10 protein-coding genes are annotated in these 13,710 nt (G+C 61.4%); 4 read left to right on the top strand and 6 right to left on the bottom strand.

What is annotated here, in order from left to right:
- Positions 1 to 9: 9 nt before the first annotated feature.
- From nirJ to GSM73_RS09645, 3 genes are read left to right on the top strand one after another with little or no spacing between them, the layout of a single operon-like run.
- Entirely contained in the window at positions 10 to 1,206 is a 1,197-nt protein-coding gene (gene nirJ, locus GSM73_RS09655) for a heme d1 biosynthesis radical SAM protein NirJ (protein WP_160892313.1), read from the top strand.
- 37 nt (positions 1,207 to 1,243) lie between these two features.
- Entirely contained in the window at positions 1,244 to 2,074 is an 831-nt protein-coding gene (gene cobA, locus GSM73_RS09650) for a uroporphyrinogen-III C-methyltransferase (protein WP_160892311.1), read from the top strand.
- Positions 2,071 to 3,564, top strand: coding sequence for a nitrite reductase (locus GSM73_RS09645; RefSeq protein WP_080962852.1), 1,494 nt, complete (start codon positions 2,071 to 2,073; stop codon positions 3,562 to 3,564). The genes cobA and GSM73_RS09645 overlap by 4 nt, the downstream gene beginning before the upstream one ends.
- A 50-nt stretch (positions 3,565 to 3,614) precedes the next feature.
- Here GSM73_RS09645 and GSM73_RS09640 read toward each other — a convergent pair whose 3' ends face one another.
- From GSM73_RS09640 to nosR, 6 genes are read right to left on the bottom strand one after another with little or no spacing between them, the layout of a single operon-like run.
- Positions 3,615 to 4,142 (bottom strand): nitrous oxide reductase accessory protein NosL, encoded by a 528-nt coding sequence (locus GSM73_RS09640; protein ID WP_047225823.1) that lies wholly within the window; start codon positions 4,140 to 4,142, stop codon positions 3,615 to 3,617.
- A gap of 31 nt (positions 4,143 to 4,173) precedes the next feature.
- A complete protein-coding gene (locus GSM73_RS09635) occupies positions 4,174 to 5,004 on the bottom strand; it encodes an ABC transporter permease (RefSeq protein WP_047225822.1) in 831 nt (276 codons plus the stop codon).
- Entirely contained in the window at positions 5,001 to 5,918 is a 918-nt protein-coding gene (locus GSM73_RS09630) for an ABC transporter ATP-binding protein (protein WP_047225821.1), read from the bottom strand. Before GSM73_RS09630 ends, GSM73_RS09635 begins: the two co-directional genes overlap by 4 nt.
- The gene (locus tag GSM73_RS09625; protein ID WP_160892309.1) at positions 5,915 to 7,234 is read right to left on the bottom strand and encodes a nitrous oxide reductase family maturation protein NosD; all 1,320 of its coding nucleotides are present in this window, start codon (positions 7,232 to 7,234) and stop codon (positions 5,915 to 5,917) included. Before GSM73_RS09625 ends, GSM73_RS09630 begins: the two co-directional genes overlap by 4 nt.
- A gap of 26 nt (positions 7,235 to 7,260) precedes the next feature.
- Positions 7,261 to 9,180 (bottom strand): TAT-dependent nitrous-oxide reductase, encoded by a 1,920-nt coding sequence (nosZ, locus tag GSM73_RS09620; RefSeq protein WP_047225819.1) that lies wholly within the window; start codon positions 9,178 to 9,180, stop codon positions 7,261 to 7,263.
- Positions 9,181 to 9,233: 53 nt separating this feature from the next.
- Positions 9,234 to 11,402: a transcriptional regulator NosR gene (gene nosR, locus GSM73_RS09615; RefSeq protein WP_240539541.1), complete on the bottom strand. Its 2,169-nt coding sequence runs from the start codon at positions 11,400 to 11,402 to the stop codon at positions 9,234 to 9,236.
- 382 nt (positions 11,403 to 11,784) lie between these two features.
- Between nosR and GSM73_RS09610 the strand changes: the two genes are divergently transcribed.
- A complete protein-coding gene (locus tag GSM73_RS09610; RefSeq protein WP_240539540.1) occupies positions 11,785 to 12,915 on the top strand; it encodes an FAD-dependent monooxygenase in 1,131 nt (376 codons plus the stop codon).
- The last annotated feature ends 795 nt before the right edge of the window (positions 12,916 to 13,710 follow it).

Raw genomic sequence — 13,710 nt, 5'->3', positions numbered from 1 at the left:
GAGTGACTTATGTTGAGGATCAGCCATTACCTGCGTGCCCTGGCCGGTCAATGTCCCGCGCCGCGTGTTGCACCACCGGGCAGTACACGAGCGCCGGTGGTGATCTGGAATCTGCTCAGGCGCTGTAACCTGACCTGCAAACACTGCTACGCCACCTCGGCCGACAGCGTGTTTCGTGATGAGCTCGACACGGCCGCGGCGCTCAAGGTCATCGACGATTTGCATGACGCGGGCGTACGAGTCTTGATCCTGTCCGGCGGCGAGCCGCTGCTGCGCGAGGACCTGTTCCAGCTCAGTGCCTATGCCCGGCACAAGGGATTCTTCCTGGCGCTTTCCACCAACGGTACGCTGATCGACCCGAGCAACATCGAGCAGGTCGAGGCGGCGAACTTCGATTACGTGGGCATCAGCATCGATGGCCTGGAAGCGACGCACGACACCTTCCGCCAGCTCAAAGGCAGTTTCGCCAGTTCCATGGCGGCTGTCAGATTGTGTCGCGAACGCGGGATACGGGTCGGATTGCGCACCACCCTGACCCAGCAGAACCACACCCAGCTACCGCGACTGCTGGATCTGATGACCGAATACGACGTGCAGAAATTCTACCTGTCGCACCTCAACTACAGCGGTCGCGGCAAGCGCAGTCGCCAGCTCGACGCCCGGCAACAGATGAGCCGCGAGGCCATGCTCCTGATCTTCGAGCGGGCCTGGAGCGACATCCTGCACGGACGCGACACGGACTTCGTCAGCGGCAACAACGACGCCGATGCGGTGCTGTTGCTGCAATGGGTAGCCTCACGCCTGCCCCATCACTACGCCGAACTGGAACGCATGCTCAAGGCTTGGGGCGGTAACGCCTCGGGCAGCGGCATTGCCAATATCGACAACACCGGTGAGGTACACCCCGACACTTACTGGTGGCAGCACTCGGTGGGTAACGTGCGCCGGACGCCCTTTCGCACACTCTGGCTGGAACGTCCCGACGCTCTGCTGCAAAAACTGCGCGAGCATCCGCGCACCGTGGGTGGCCGCTGCGGACAGTGTCGTTGGCTGGCCATCTGCAACGGCAACACCCGCACGCGCGCCTGGGCCGACGGCGACCTGTGGGGCCAGGACCCCGGCTGCCACCTCAGCGATGACGAAATCGGCTTGCACACGCTCCCCAGCACTTTGATTCCCAGCGTTGCATTGCCCTGCGCCCGATAACCCGACGGCGAACCTGATGATGAACCAAGGAAGTCCCATGTCTGCCTCTATCGTTCTGCCCGCTGCCCTGCAATCGTCCTTCAGACCGGGGGAAGTCGCGTTGGTCGGCGCCGGTCCCGGTGACCCTGGTTTGCTGACGTTACGCGCCTGGAGCCTGTTGATGCAGGCCGACGCAGTGGTCTATGACCGCCTGATCAGTGCGCAATTGCTGGGCCTGATCCCGCTGACGTGTGCCCGGCATTACGTCGGCAAGGCCGCCGGCTGCCACAGCCTGCCCCAGGCCCAGATCAACCAATTGCTGGCCGACCTCGCGGATCAGGGCCAGCGGGTGGTCCGGCTCAAGGGCGGCGACCCGTTCATCTTCGGTCGCGGTGCCGAAGAGCTGGAATACTTGCTGGCCCGTGGTATCGATTGTCAGGTGGTGCCCGGTATCACTGCCGCATCCGGTTGCAGCGCCTACGCCGGCATTCCGCTGACCCATCGCGACCTGGTCAATTCCTGCCGTTTCATCACCGGCCACTTGCAGCGCGAAGGCGATTTGAACCTGCCGTGGCAAAGCCTGGCAGATGACAGCCAGACCCTGGTGTTCTACATGGGTTTGTCGAACCTGGGCAGCATTGCCGCACGGTTGATGGCCGCAGGCCTGGCCGCCGAGACTCCGGCGGCATTGATCAGCAACGGCACTCGTCCCGACCAGCAAGTGCTACGTGGCACCCTGCAACAACTGCCGGCCATGGCAAAAGATTGCGTTGAAGGGCTGCCGACATTGACGGTGATCGGTAAGGTGGTCGGCTTGTTTGCCCAGCAGCCGATGCAGCATCCGGCGCGCGTTCATCCCAAACCCCAGCCTTTGAAGGTGGCGCTATGAAGCGCATCGGGCTTGCGATGCTGTGGATCGGTACGAGCCATGGCGCCGTTACCACCGGCGCCGACCTGGAACAGGCCGAGCGCAATTACCAGCAGCTCTGCCAACAATGTCACGGCGTGAACCGCATCGGCGGCGCCGGGCCGGCGTTACTGCCCCAGAGCCTGGGCCGGATCAAGCCCAGCGAAATCCGCCAGGTGATCGAGAATGGCCGCCCCGCCAGTCAGATGGCGGCCTTCGGTGCGCTGCTGGAGCCTGCACAAATCGACGCCCTGGCGCTTTATCTCCAGCGCCCGCCCAGCGTCGCGCCCAACTGGAATGAAGAGGATATTCGCCAAAGTCATCGGGTGTTGGTGGACGTCGCCACATTGCCCGACCAGCCGCAACACCGGGCCGACCCGCTGAACCTGTTCGTAGTGGTGGAAGCCGGCAATCATCACGTCGCGGTGGTCGACGGGGATCGGTTCGAGGTGCTCGCGCGCTTTGCCTCGCACTTTGCAGTGCATGGCGGACCGAAGTTTTCCCCGGACGGGCGTTTTGTCTATCTGGCGTCGCGCGATGGCTGGATCAGTCTGTATGACCTGCACAACCTCAAGCTGATCGCCGAAGTTCGGGCCGGGCTCAATACTCGTAACCTGGCGGTGAGCAAGGACGGTCGCTGGGTGCTGGTGGGCAACTCGCTGCCCGGCAACCTGGCGGTGCTGGATGCCCGGGACTTGTCCCTGGTCAAGACGATCGCGACGCTGGGCAGGGATGGCCAAGCTTCGCGGGTCAGCGCGGTCTATACCGCTGCGCCGCGCAACAGCTTCATCGTCGCACTGAAGGATGTGAACGAGGTTTGGGAACTGCCCACCGGTCCGAACCCGGACTTCGTGCCCAGGCGCATCGAGGTCCAGGATCATCTGGATGACTTTTCCTTCTCACCCGACTATCGCCAGTTGCTCGCCACCTCGCGCAAGGCCCAGGGTGGACAGGTGATCGACCTTGACAGTGGCCAGGTGGTCAGCGACATCAGCTTGCCGGGCATGCCGCACCTGGGCTCGGGCACCTATTGGAAGCGCGATGGCCGCTGGGTGTTCGCGACCCCCAACATCAGCAAAGGACTGGTGTCGGTGATCGACATCAACACCTGGAAAGTCATCAGGCAGATCCCTACCCTCGGGCCGGGTTTCTTCCTGCGCAGCCATGCCAACTCCCGCTATGCCTGGACCGACGTGTTCTTCGCCGCCGGCAACGATGCCATCCACCTGATCGACAAACAGACCCTGGAAATCGCCCACACCTTGCGCCCCATGCCCGGCAAAACCGCCGCCCACGTCGAATTTACCCACGACGGCCGCTACCTGCTGTTGAGCATCTGGGACACCGACGGCGCGCTGATCGTCTACGACAGCCACACCCTCAAGGAAATCAAGCGCCTGCCCATGAACAAACCTTCAGGCAAATACAACGTGGGCAACAAGATCGAATTTGCCGAAGGTACGTCTCACTGAACGGGCGATCAGGGCAAACCTGCTCACCTCAGCGGGAGCAGGTTGCTCGTTCAATGATTCATCGGCGACATAGCGGTGGCCTGTCCCAGCAGCTTCTGGTCGATGTCTTGCAGACGCAGCACCTGGCCGCCGGTCTCGCGGGCGAGTTTTTCCGCCGCCTGGGCGTCGGCGAACGTGGCCAGGACGACGCCCATGGCGCCCTTGAGCTTGGAGCCGACGACGAAATAGGCGGTCCGGGCATCGATCAGGTGCTCATCATCCGGGGTGTTCCAGTGGCTGCGCCCCATGTCGTGGACGTACAACTGGACGTCGGCCCGATGGTTCTCCGGCTGCAGCCACCAGCTGAGCATCTCGGCCGGCGAGCAGAATTTTTTCACGCCGCTGGCGGTCGCTGCTGCGCCCTTGGGTCCGGGAAAATCCGTGATGACCATGCCGCAGACATGGCACTCGTCACTGGGATGGAACGCCAGCGCCGCCTTTGAGGCCGGTGTCGACTCAGGCTTGCCGCATGCCACCAGCACCAGGCACACCAACACTCCTGCGAGAACTCGGCCTGTCCTCGAATACACCCTGTTCATCGTTACATGCTCCCTCTATCAAGATCAGAAATCACGGACACCGGCGGTTGAACAATCGATAGGCCAGCCACAACGGCACAGCCATCCACAACCACAGGCACAGCCAGAGCCAAGGCCCGGGCACCGGCAGGTCGCTGCCCAAGGTCAGCACTGCCGCGCCGCTGAAACCGGCGTCGAACCCCGACAGGTTGATCAGCCGATACACATCGGTGGGGTTGAACAGCAACAGCCACGGCAGCAGGTCCGGACTGAACCGGCCCTCGCTCAGCACCAGCAGTGCCAGCAACGCCAGGTCAAACACCAGCACGAAGAAAAACCACACCCCCAGCGCCAGCCCGGCGGCGGTGGATTTCTCCGCCGACAGGCTGCTCAGCACATAGGCCAGCCCCAAAAAAACCCAACCCAACAGCGTGCTGGAGACGATGAAGCGGCCAAAGGCCCAGAGCAGCAGGCTCAGCTCGATATCGTCCACCAGCAGGGCTATGGCGAACATCGCGCAACCAAAGCCGATCAGGGTCGCCAGCGCCAGGATCAGGCCGTGACCGACAAACTTGCCCAGCAGCAACTGCCCGCGCCCCAACGGATACGTCAGCAACAGCAGCAAGGTGCCGCTCTCGTCCTCGCCGACGATCGCGTCATAGGCCAGCAACAAGGCGATCAACGGCATCAGGAACGTTGCCAGGCTGGCCAGGCTCGCCACCGTTGCCGGCACCGAGGTAAACCCCAACTGGCCGGACGCCGCCGCGCCAAGCCAGGCGATGCCGATGGCCAGCACGGCGAACAACAGACTGATCGCCAACAACCAGCGGTTGCGCAAGCCGTCACTGAACTCCTTGCGGGCCATGTTCCAGATCGGGTTCATGAGCCGGCCTCCTCGGTCGCCGCGCGAACCATGTAATGGCGGTACAAATCTTCCAGGGACGGCGGTTTGATCTCGACATCCGTCGGGTCATCCTGGGCCAGTAACTGGCGCAGCAACTTGAGTTTGCTGCCATCCGGCGCGGACACCTGCAGCCCTTGCGCGCCCCACCCTTGGGTGAGGTGCCCTTCGCTGCGCCAATGCTGGCGAAGCCAGTCGGCCCGCGACAGGCCCGAGGCGCGGATCAGCGTCGGCAGCCCCGCGTCTTCGCGCAACCGGTCCAGGCTGCCCAGGGCCAACAGGCGACCTTGGGTGAGAATCGCGGCGCGGTTGATGTGAGCTTCCACGCCAGGCAAGACGTGCGAACAAAGAATGATGCTGGTGCCCTGCCAGCGCAGCCGATCGAGCAGTTGATAGAGGTCCTGGGTGGCGATGGGGTCCAGGCCGACGGTGGGTTCGTCCAGCAATAGCAGTCGCGGCTGGCCGAGCAAGGCCTGGGCCAGCCCGAGGCGCTGGCGCATGCCCTTGGAGTACGTGCGCACACGCCGCCGGGCCGCTTGCGCCAGCCCGACCTCCTCCAGCAAGCGCTCGACCTGTTCTGGCGCCGCGCCCTTGAGCCGGGCGAAATGGCGCAAGGTTTCCAGCCCGCTCAACTGCGGATAGAACATCACGTTCTCCGGCAGGTAACCGAGCATTCTGCGCACGCCCGGATCACTCGGCTCGCGGCCAAATACCCGCACCTGACCCTCACTGGCGCGCAGCAGACCGAGTATCAGTTTCATGGTCGTGGTCTTGCCCGCACCGTTGTGCCCGAACAGCCCGAGCACTTCGCCCTGGGCCAGGTTCAGGTTCAGCCCGCGCAGCACAGTGGCATTGCCGTAGCGCTGACTGACGCCTTCGATCTCGACGACGTTCAAGACGCGTCCTCCTGAGCACTGTTGCGTGGCGGGGGCTGGAGCGGCGCGTGCATCAATGGATGGCTGTCCATCACCCCGGGGGATTTCATGACCGGGAACGCCCGCTGTACCCAGCGCAGCAGCTCGATACCCGGACTGTTCATCAACAGCCGTACCTGGGGGTACAGCCACAGCAGGCGATCGACGTTGTCGTTGGGTTCATAGGCCACGTCCCCCAGTCCGTCGCCGTTGCGATCCCAACCCAGGTAATCACTCCAGTAATTGCCGCGCCCGTCCACCGACCACTCCTGCAACCGCGTGGCCACGTACTTGACCTGGCGCTGGTTGCCGGCGAACACGTTGCCGGCGATGCGGTTGTCCTCCGAACCGGCGGTCAGGTGGATGCCCACCGCGCTGCGCTCGAAATGATTGCCTTCGATGCGGTTGAACAATGAGTTGTAAATGAACAGGGCCTTGCCCTCGGCACCGGTGATCATGGTGTCGCCGGTGGACCCGTCGCGAACATCGGTGACCACGTTGTCGCGCAGGGTGGAATAGGTGATGTAGTTCATCAGGATCCCGTAGTTCTGGTCCTGTTCGGAGCGGTTGCCGATGACCATCAGTTGACGGCTTTGCATCAAGGCATAACCGGTGCGGGTGCGCCGGGTGACGTTGCCCAACAGACGGTTATCGTTGGCGAACATGTAATGCACGCCGTAGCGCAGGTCCTCGAGGATGTTGCCCTCGAGCAGGTTGCCGTTGGAGGTGTCGATATAGATGCCGTCGCGAGTTTCGCGTACGTGGTTGCCGATGACCCGGGCACCGTGTACCGCGTACAAGTGAATGCCGTTCCCCCGGTCCTGGGAGCGCAGCCCGGGATCGCCCTGGATGCGGTTGTCGATCAGGCTGACATCCCGCGCGCCATCGACCCAGATACCGAAACCCTGGCCCTGCATGCGGTTGGCACGGACCACCGCCCCCTGGGCGACAGGCTGGATGAACACCGCGGCATTCATGGCCGTGAGGTCGTGGCCCCAGTTCAGGAAGGTACAGCCCTGGACCTGGACGTTCGGGGCGCGAATGATCAACCCATTGCCCTCACCCTGCCCCTGGAATACCGCATCCGGCGCGCACGTGAGGGTCATGGGTTGGTCGATGCTGAACGAGCCGCGGTATTGGCCCGCAGGCAGGCGCCATTGCCGTTCACCGTCGGCCTGCAATGGCAAGTCGGTGATCGGCTGCGGCGCGGCAAGCGCGCCGCCCGACAGTAGCAGGAGCACCAGGGCAATGACCGGTGCGCGAGCGTAGCCCGCAGGCTGTTGCTGGTTACCGGTCATTGAACCCGTCTCCTCGTTGAACCTGCTCAGGCCTTTTCAACCAGCATGCGCCCGACCATTTCCATGTGCAGGGCGTGGCAGAACCAGCTGCAGTAGTACCAATGCAAACCGGCCTTGTCGGCGATGAAGGTGATGGACGAGGTCTGTTGCGGGCTGATCTCCATGCTCACGCCGTGGTTGGTCATGACAAAGCCGTGGGAGACGTCTTCGATCTGGTCGATGTTGGTGATCGTCACCGTCACCTCGTTGCCTTGCTTGACGGTGAACTCCGTCAGGCCATAGGCCGGCGCCATCGAAGTCATGTAGACCCGCACCTTGTTACCGTCACGGATGACCTTGTTGTCGGTCTCCAGGTTGATGCCATCCTTCTTGGCCAAGGCCACGGTTTCAGCGAAGAACGGATCGGTGCGGCTCCAGATCTTCTGGGTCTTGATCTGGTCACGCCGGGCAAGGATGCAGTCATGGGGTTCGGCAAAGGCCGGGCCATCGTGTACCAGCTTCATCTCTTCGCCGGAAATGTCGATCAACTGGTCGTTTTCCGGGTGCAGCGGACCGGTGGGCAGGAAGCGGTCCTTGGAGAACTTGCACAAGACCACCAGCCATTTGCCGTCCGCCTCGCTGGTTTCGGTCAGGGACGCGTGGTTGTGGCCGGGTTGGTACTGCACATCGAGCTTTTGCTTGATGTAGTTGACCTTCTCGCCCTTGTAGGCACGGATGGCCTCGTCCATGTTCCACTTCACCACCTGACTGTCGATGAACAAGGTGGTGTAGGCATTGCCGCGCCCGTCGAAGGTGGTATGCAACGGCCCCAGGCCCAGTTCCGGCTCAGCGACGATCACCTCGCGCGGGTCTTTGTAGCGGTCGTCGAATAGATCATCCAGCCGGTCGATGGCGATCATCGAGACGGTGGGCGACAGCTTGCCGTTGGCGATGAAGTATTTGCCGTCGGACGAGGTATTGAGCCCGTGGGGATTCTTCGGCACCGGGATGTAGCGGGTGAACGCGCTGTCCTTGCCATCGGTTTTACGACCATCGACCACCGGCACCTTGGAGCCGTCCAGAGTGATGAACTTGCCGGCCTTGATCGCCGCTTCGATGCGCGGGATGTTGAATACCACCACCCAGTCACGCTCGTTGCGCATCATGCCGCCCAGGTCGTAGGCCTTCTCGGAGTTGTAGCAGGTGCTAGCGGCGTACTTGCCGGTGTAGTCGGCGTCGGAGTTGTCCAGGTTGCCGTCGACGATCACCTGGAAGGCCATTTCCATTTTTTCGGCGTCGATGGCGTTGAACATCGTGTAGCTGTTCTTGTCTTGCAGGTCGAACGTGCGACCGTCATTGGGGTGCGGGATGACGAATTCGGCGTTGGCGAACACGTACTTGGTGTACGGCACCTTTTGCAGGCGCAGGCCATGGATCGCCTGGACGTTGGGCACGGTGAGAATCTTGTCGCACTTCATGATATCCAGGCGAATGCGCGCGACCCGGGAATTGGCCTTATCGTTGATGAACAGGTATTTGCCGTCGTATTTGCCATCGGTCATGGAGATGTGTGGGTGATGGCAGTCGCCGTTCTGGTACTTGGCGCTGTCACCCAGGATGCGCTTGCTTTCGTTGGTCAGCCCCCAACCGGTGGCCGAGTCGACGTTGAACACCGGAATACGCATCAGCTCGCGCATGGACGGTACGCCCAACACCCTCACCTCGCCCTGATGGCCACCGCTCCAGAAACCGTAATAGTCGTCCAGCTCGCCGGGGCCGACGTGGACTTTGGACTTGGCTTCCTTGGCCGCCGCAGCCCAGGACTCACGGGTGAACACCGCGCCGCCCAGCGCCGTGGCGCCGGCCAGTACGGCGCCGGTCACCGCACTGGTCCCTAGAAATCCTCGACGGCTGACGCCCCTGGGTTCTTCGACCGCGCCGCTGGTTTCGGTTTTTTTATCGCTCATGCTGTGTGCTCCATGAAGAATGAAAGGGTCAAGGGACAGGACATTCGGGTGTCTTAAGGCGCCGGGGTCACCTGCACCACGGGAATCAGTTGCGTCTCGGTCGCGCTCGCCTTGCTGCGCTTTTTGCGCTTGTTGATCAGTGGCGGGCATTTGTTTTCGTTGTGCCAGGTCATCTGGCAATCGAGGCAGTAGTGACATTCGTTGGCGTTGATCCGGCCATCGGGGTGAATCGCCTGGATCTCGCATTCCTTGGCGCACAGCTGGCAGGGGTTGCCACATTCCTTGCGGCGCTTGAGCCAGTCGAACAATCGCAGCCGGGTCGGCATCGCCAGGGCGGCCCCCAACGGGCAGATGTAGCGGCAATAGACTTTGCGGGTGAACAGGTTGACCACCAGCAGACCCAGCGCATACGCCACGAACCACCACTGACGGTCGAACCTGAGGGTGATGGCGGTCTTGAAGGGCTCCACTTCGGCCAACCGTTCGGCGCTGGACATCGACTCCAGCGAGACGCCGAACAGCACCAGCAAAATGATGTATTTGATTGCCCAGAGTCGCTCGTGGACGGCGAACGGCAGCTCGTACTGCGGCACTTTCAACTTGCGCGCCAGCTCGTTGAGCAACTCTTGCAACGCACCGAACGGACACAGCCACCCGCAGAACACCCCGCGCCCCCACAACAGAATGCTGGCGGCGGTGAACACCCAAAGGATGAAAATCAGCGGATCGGTGAGGAACAGTTCCCAGCGAAAGCCTTCGAACAGGGCATGAACGAAGGTCAGCACATTGACCACCGACAGCTGGGCCAATGCATAACCACCGAGAAACACCACGGTGAACATCAGGTAGCCACGGCGGACCCAGTGCAACAGCTTCGGGCGCCGGGCCAGCGCATCCTGCAGGAACAGGATCGCCGTGAGCACCAGCAGGGCCACGCCCAGTACGCTGATCTCGAGGCTTTTCTGGTACCAGAGGGTCAACCACATCGGTCGGCTGGCTTCTTCGGCAGCTGCCAGTTGTTCAGCCGTTGGCAATGGCCTTTCCAGATAGGGCTCGGGCAATTGATAAGCCAGTTCAAAGCTGCTGAAGATGCCACTGACAGGTCCGGTCTGACGACGCACCAGCAGCTCCAGGCTCCAGGGCGAACCCGGGTCGAAACGGTGGGAGGCGCGGACGATGAAAATCGCCATTTCGTCGAACTCCGGCATGTCCGTCGGCGCCACGTCGTCCAGACGCTGGAAGTCCAGGTCGCGAAAGCTGATGGCGTCGCCGAACTGACGCACCTGTACCCGATCGAAAATGCCGCCGCGCACATACCCCGAGCCCTTGAAGGAATAGCGACCGCTGCCCATCACGGCGATGGCCTGCTCGCCGGGTTTGAGTTCGGCCATCAACGTGCGGTATTGCGCCTCGCCCAGCAGGTTGCGACCGATGGTGGGCGGGTTCAGGTGGGTGACATACAGGTCGATGAAGGTGTCGTCTGCTTGCTCGGCGCTGGCGGCTTCAACACCCTCGGCCTCGGTCCCCTTGAAGGAAGCATCGGCCTGGCCGCGCGTCAGGTGCAGGCGACGCACCGCGCCGTTGCCGGTCAAGGTTTTCCAGTCGGCGGGTTCGTAGAGGTCATCGCGCACGCGTGCCGGCGCCACCGCCAACCCCGCGTCCCCCTTGACCAGCTCCAGGGAAACCGCGACATCGTGAGCGGCGCGCATGATGACTTCATTGACCACCATCGCCGTCACGGTGGCGCCGGCAATTGCATCCACCGTCACCGCGTTGGGGTCGCTGGAATGCCCCACCACCACCCGTTGATTGACCTTGATGCCGCTGTAGCGGGCACTGAACGCGTGGAGTTTTTCTTCGGCAATGCCGATCAGCAGGATCGGTTCGTGGTGCTCAAGCACAAAAGCATCGAGGATCACACCGGCCGGATCGAGGATCACCTGGACGTTGATGGGCTTGCCTGAATAAGCGGGAATGTCCACCACATCCAAGCTCTGGAACACATAGCCGACGACCTTGCCGGCAGCGGACAGTTTGCGAACCTTGAAGGGGCCGTCGGGCTCGGAGATCGAATCGACCGGGCTCAGGACCTGGTGGATGCGCTGTTGCTGGATATCACCGTAGTCCTTGGCCTGGGCGAGGCTTGCGATCAACAGCAGGAGAACGAACAGCCCATGGAGCCAGAAGCGGGATGGGTGCAGCATCACAAAGGGAGGGGTCATGGACGCCAGGGCTTAAGGACAGGATCTTGGCGATCATGGTAGGACCCACTCCCCTGCGCGGCCCTTGATTGAAATCAAGTTGAGGACATGAACTCCTACGAGTGCCGGGCTCGACGCAATCAGGCGGCTGGTCCAAGTGAGCCACCGGTCCCCGCGCACTGCTTTATTTTTAGCGGGCACTGCCGAGAAAGCGCTTGCGTTCACACAACGCAGGGAACTCTTCGTAGCGGTGGAGCCACTCATCGATTCGACTAATGTGTGCAGCCCTTCGAAATGGGCGCAGTTCCATCCATAGGCAAGCTGGAGAAGCAGCCCTGCCTGATAGTTGCATTACACCGCCGGAATAAATTGCCAACTTTGGCTGTTGTTACAAAGACTTGATATGACTGAGGGCTTGTGGATGAGAATTTTGATTGTCGGTGGCGGAATCGCCGGTTTTTCCATGGCCAGAGCGCTTGAACTCAAAGGCTACCAGGCAGATTTGGTGGAACGCCGCCCTGACGAGGCCTCTGGTGACTCAGGACTGTTTCTGCCGGGAAACGCTGGCCGCGCGCTCAAACAACTGGGCCTGCTCGACCGTGTTCAAAGTGCCGCCGCCGTCATCCGCACCCAAAGCATCCTCGACAAAAACGGCAGGCAGCTATCTGTGACACAGACCCAAGACGTGTGGGGATCATGCGGGCCCTGCCTCTCACTTCCTCGCGCTGGGTTGCACGGCATTCTGCGTCAATCCTTGTCTCGGACTCAGCTACGTTTTGGATTGGCGGTAGAAACGATCAAGCTATCAGCCACGACATGCCAGGTGAGCTTTTCCGATGGTTCATCCTCCACTTATGACATTGTCATCGGTGCTGATGGTATTGGTTCATCGGTACGCGGCATGCTGTTCCCGGCGATCAATCCGACCTACGTCGGTAATGTCAGCTGGCGCTTCATAACGCGTAACACCACAGCCATTGATAGCTGGACGGCGATGCTGGGTCATCGCAAAGCTCTGCTCGCAATTCCCGTAAACGCCAATGACATCTATGTATACGCCGATACCGCGCTCGCCTTCCAGGACATTCAGAGCACAACCGCGCAAGCATCGCTGCCAGCACTGTTCAAAGATTTTTCCGGTCCTATTTTGCCGCTCATTACGCAGATACCGGAAGGCACGCTGGTGCATTTCAGCAAAATAGAACAAGTCGTCATGGACGATTGGGTAAAGGGACGTGTTGTGCTCATTGGCGATGCGGCTCACGCAGCCTCACCGAGTATGGCGCAGAACGCGGGCATGGCTCTTGAGGATGCGCTGGTATTGGCAGAGTCTATAGCCGCAGCAGGGAGCCCAGATGACGCACTCGCGACTTACACCGCCAAACGCAGACATCGCGTGGAATGGACGCAAAAGCAATGTGCAGCCCGGGATAAAATGCGGGCGTGGCCGACTCCGATGCGCAACGCCGTCCTCAAAGTGCTCGGTAACAGATTGTATGCACGGAGTTACTCGCCTTTGGCGGCCCCCCTTTGACTGAGATACGGGGCCCTGCTTTGTCCGTGAGCTGTCCGAGTGATCCGCATCGACGCCATCTGGCTCGTCACCGAGCCCATGGTTATGCGCGTCGCTACCTAGACCGCGGACTACCCCCACCACAGTCCAACGCCCAAGCGGGTCTCATCTTAGGCATCAGAAGAGGTATAGGAGTCCTACCGAGCGGCAAGGCTGGGCCACGTGTTGGCAGAGTTATCAGTGCTCAGCTTTTTCCCTGAAACCCAACCCGCTGTCGTCCGTGTAGCGCACAACAATCACATCACCACGGGCATGCCGCTTACTGTTTAGACGTCTATTCCTCGGTGATGGTGTAAGGGGGGAGTTCGTCCGGAGGGGGGAGTTCGTCCGGATTCCCGACGAATAACGTGGAATAACGTGGTGGAGGTACGGTTCCATGGCCCTGTAAAGAGGGCTGAGTGGGTGTGCCTTGGCCAGAATCTCTTATCTCAGAAAAATTCGGTCGATGACGCCTCGCGCGCGCTGCATCAGCGGATTGCTGAAGTGCTACGGGTAGCGAGGTGTAAGGCTGTGTCTCTTCACTGTCATGACCGCGCCCTCCTTCTCTGGCGAAATTTGCAGACAGTTCAAGAGCCGATAAAGGAAGAGCCTGGTGTTGCTCATGTCGAAGTGGCGGCCGAATGATGCGTTCCCCCTGCGGAGTATTTGCCGAACTTGAGGCTAGACTTTGGGACTCTCCCACATGAAAAGGATCGATACGGCCACGCTCAAAGGGCCCGTGCGACCGGGAGGCTGGAACGCTGGGTTCTCCTACAG

This window comes from Pseudomonas sp. PICF6 (assembly GCF_009831705.1).
Lineage (GTDB): Bacteria > Pseudomonadota > Gammaproteobacteria > Pseudomonadales > Pseudomonadaceae > Aquipseudomonas > Aquipseudomonas rhizophila.
This window is presented reverse-complemented; position numbering and strand designations above follow the sequence as displayed.

Coding starts and splice junctions, on each gene's coding strand:
- nirJ (WP_160892313.1), top strand. CDS start 10: ATGTTGAGGATCAGCCATTACCTGCGTGCCCTGGCCGGTCAATGTCCC.
- cobA (WP_160892311.1), top strand. CDS start 1,244: ATGTCTGCCTCTATCGTTCTGCCCGCTGCCCTGCAATCGTCCTTCAGA.
- GSM73_RS09645 (WP_080962852.1), top strand. CDS start 2,071: ATGAAGCGCATCGGGCTTGCGATGCTGTGGATCGGTACGAGCCATGGC.
- GSM73_RS09640 (WP_047225823.1), bottom strand. CDS start 4,142: ATGAACAGGGTGTATTCGAGGACAGGCCGAGTTCTCGCAGGAGTGTTG.
- GSM73_RS09635 (WP_047225822.1), bottom strand. CDS start 5,004: ATGAACCCGATCTGGAACATGGCCCGCAAGGAGTTCAGTGACGGCTTG.
- GSM73_RS09625 (WP_160892309.1), bottom strand. CDS start 7,234: ATGACCGGTAACCAGCAACAGCCTGCGGGCTACGCTCGCGCACCGGTC.
- nosZ (WP_047225819.1), bottom strand. CDS start 9,180: ATGAGCGATAAAAAAACCGAAACCAGCGGCGCGGTCGAAGAACCCAGG.
- nosR (WP_240539541.1), bottom strand. CDS start 11,402: ATGACCCCTCCCTTTGTGATGCTGCACCCATCCCGCTTCTGGCTCCAT.
- GSM73_RS09610 (WP_240539540.1), top strand. CDS start 11,785: ATGACTGAGGGCTTGTGGATGAGAATTTTGATTGTCGGTGGCGGAATC.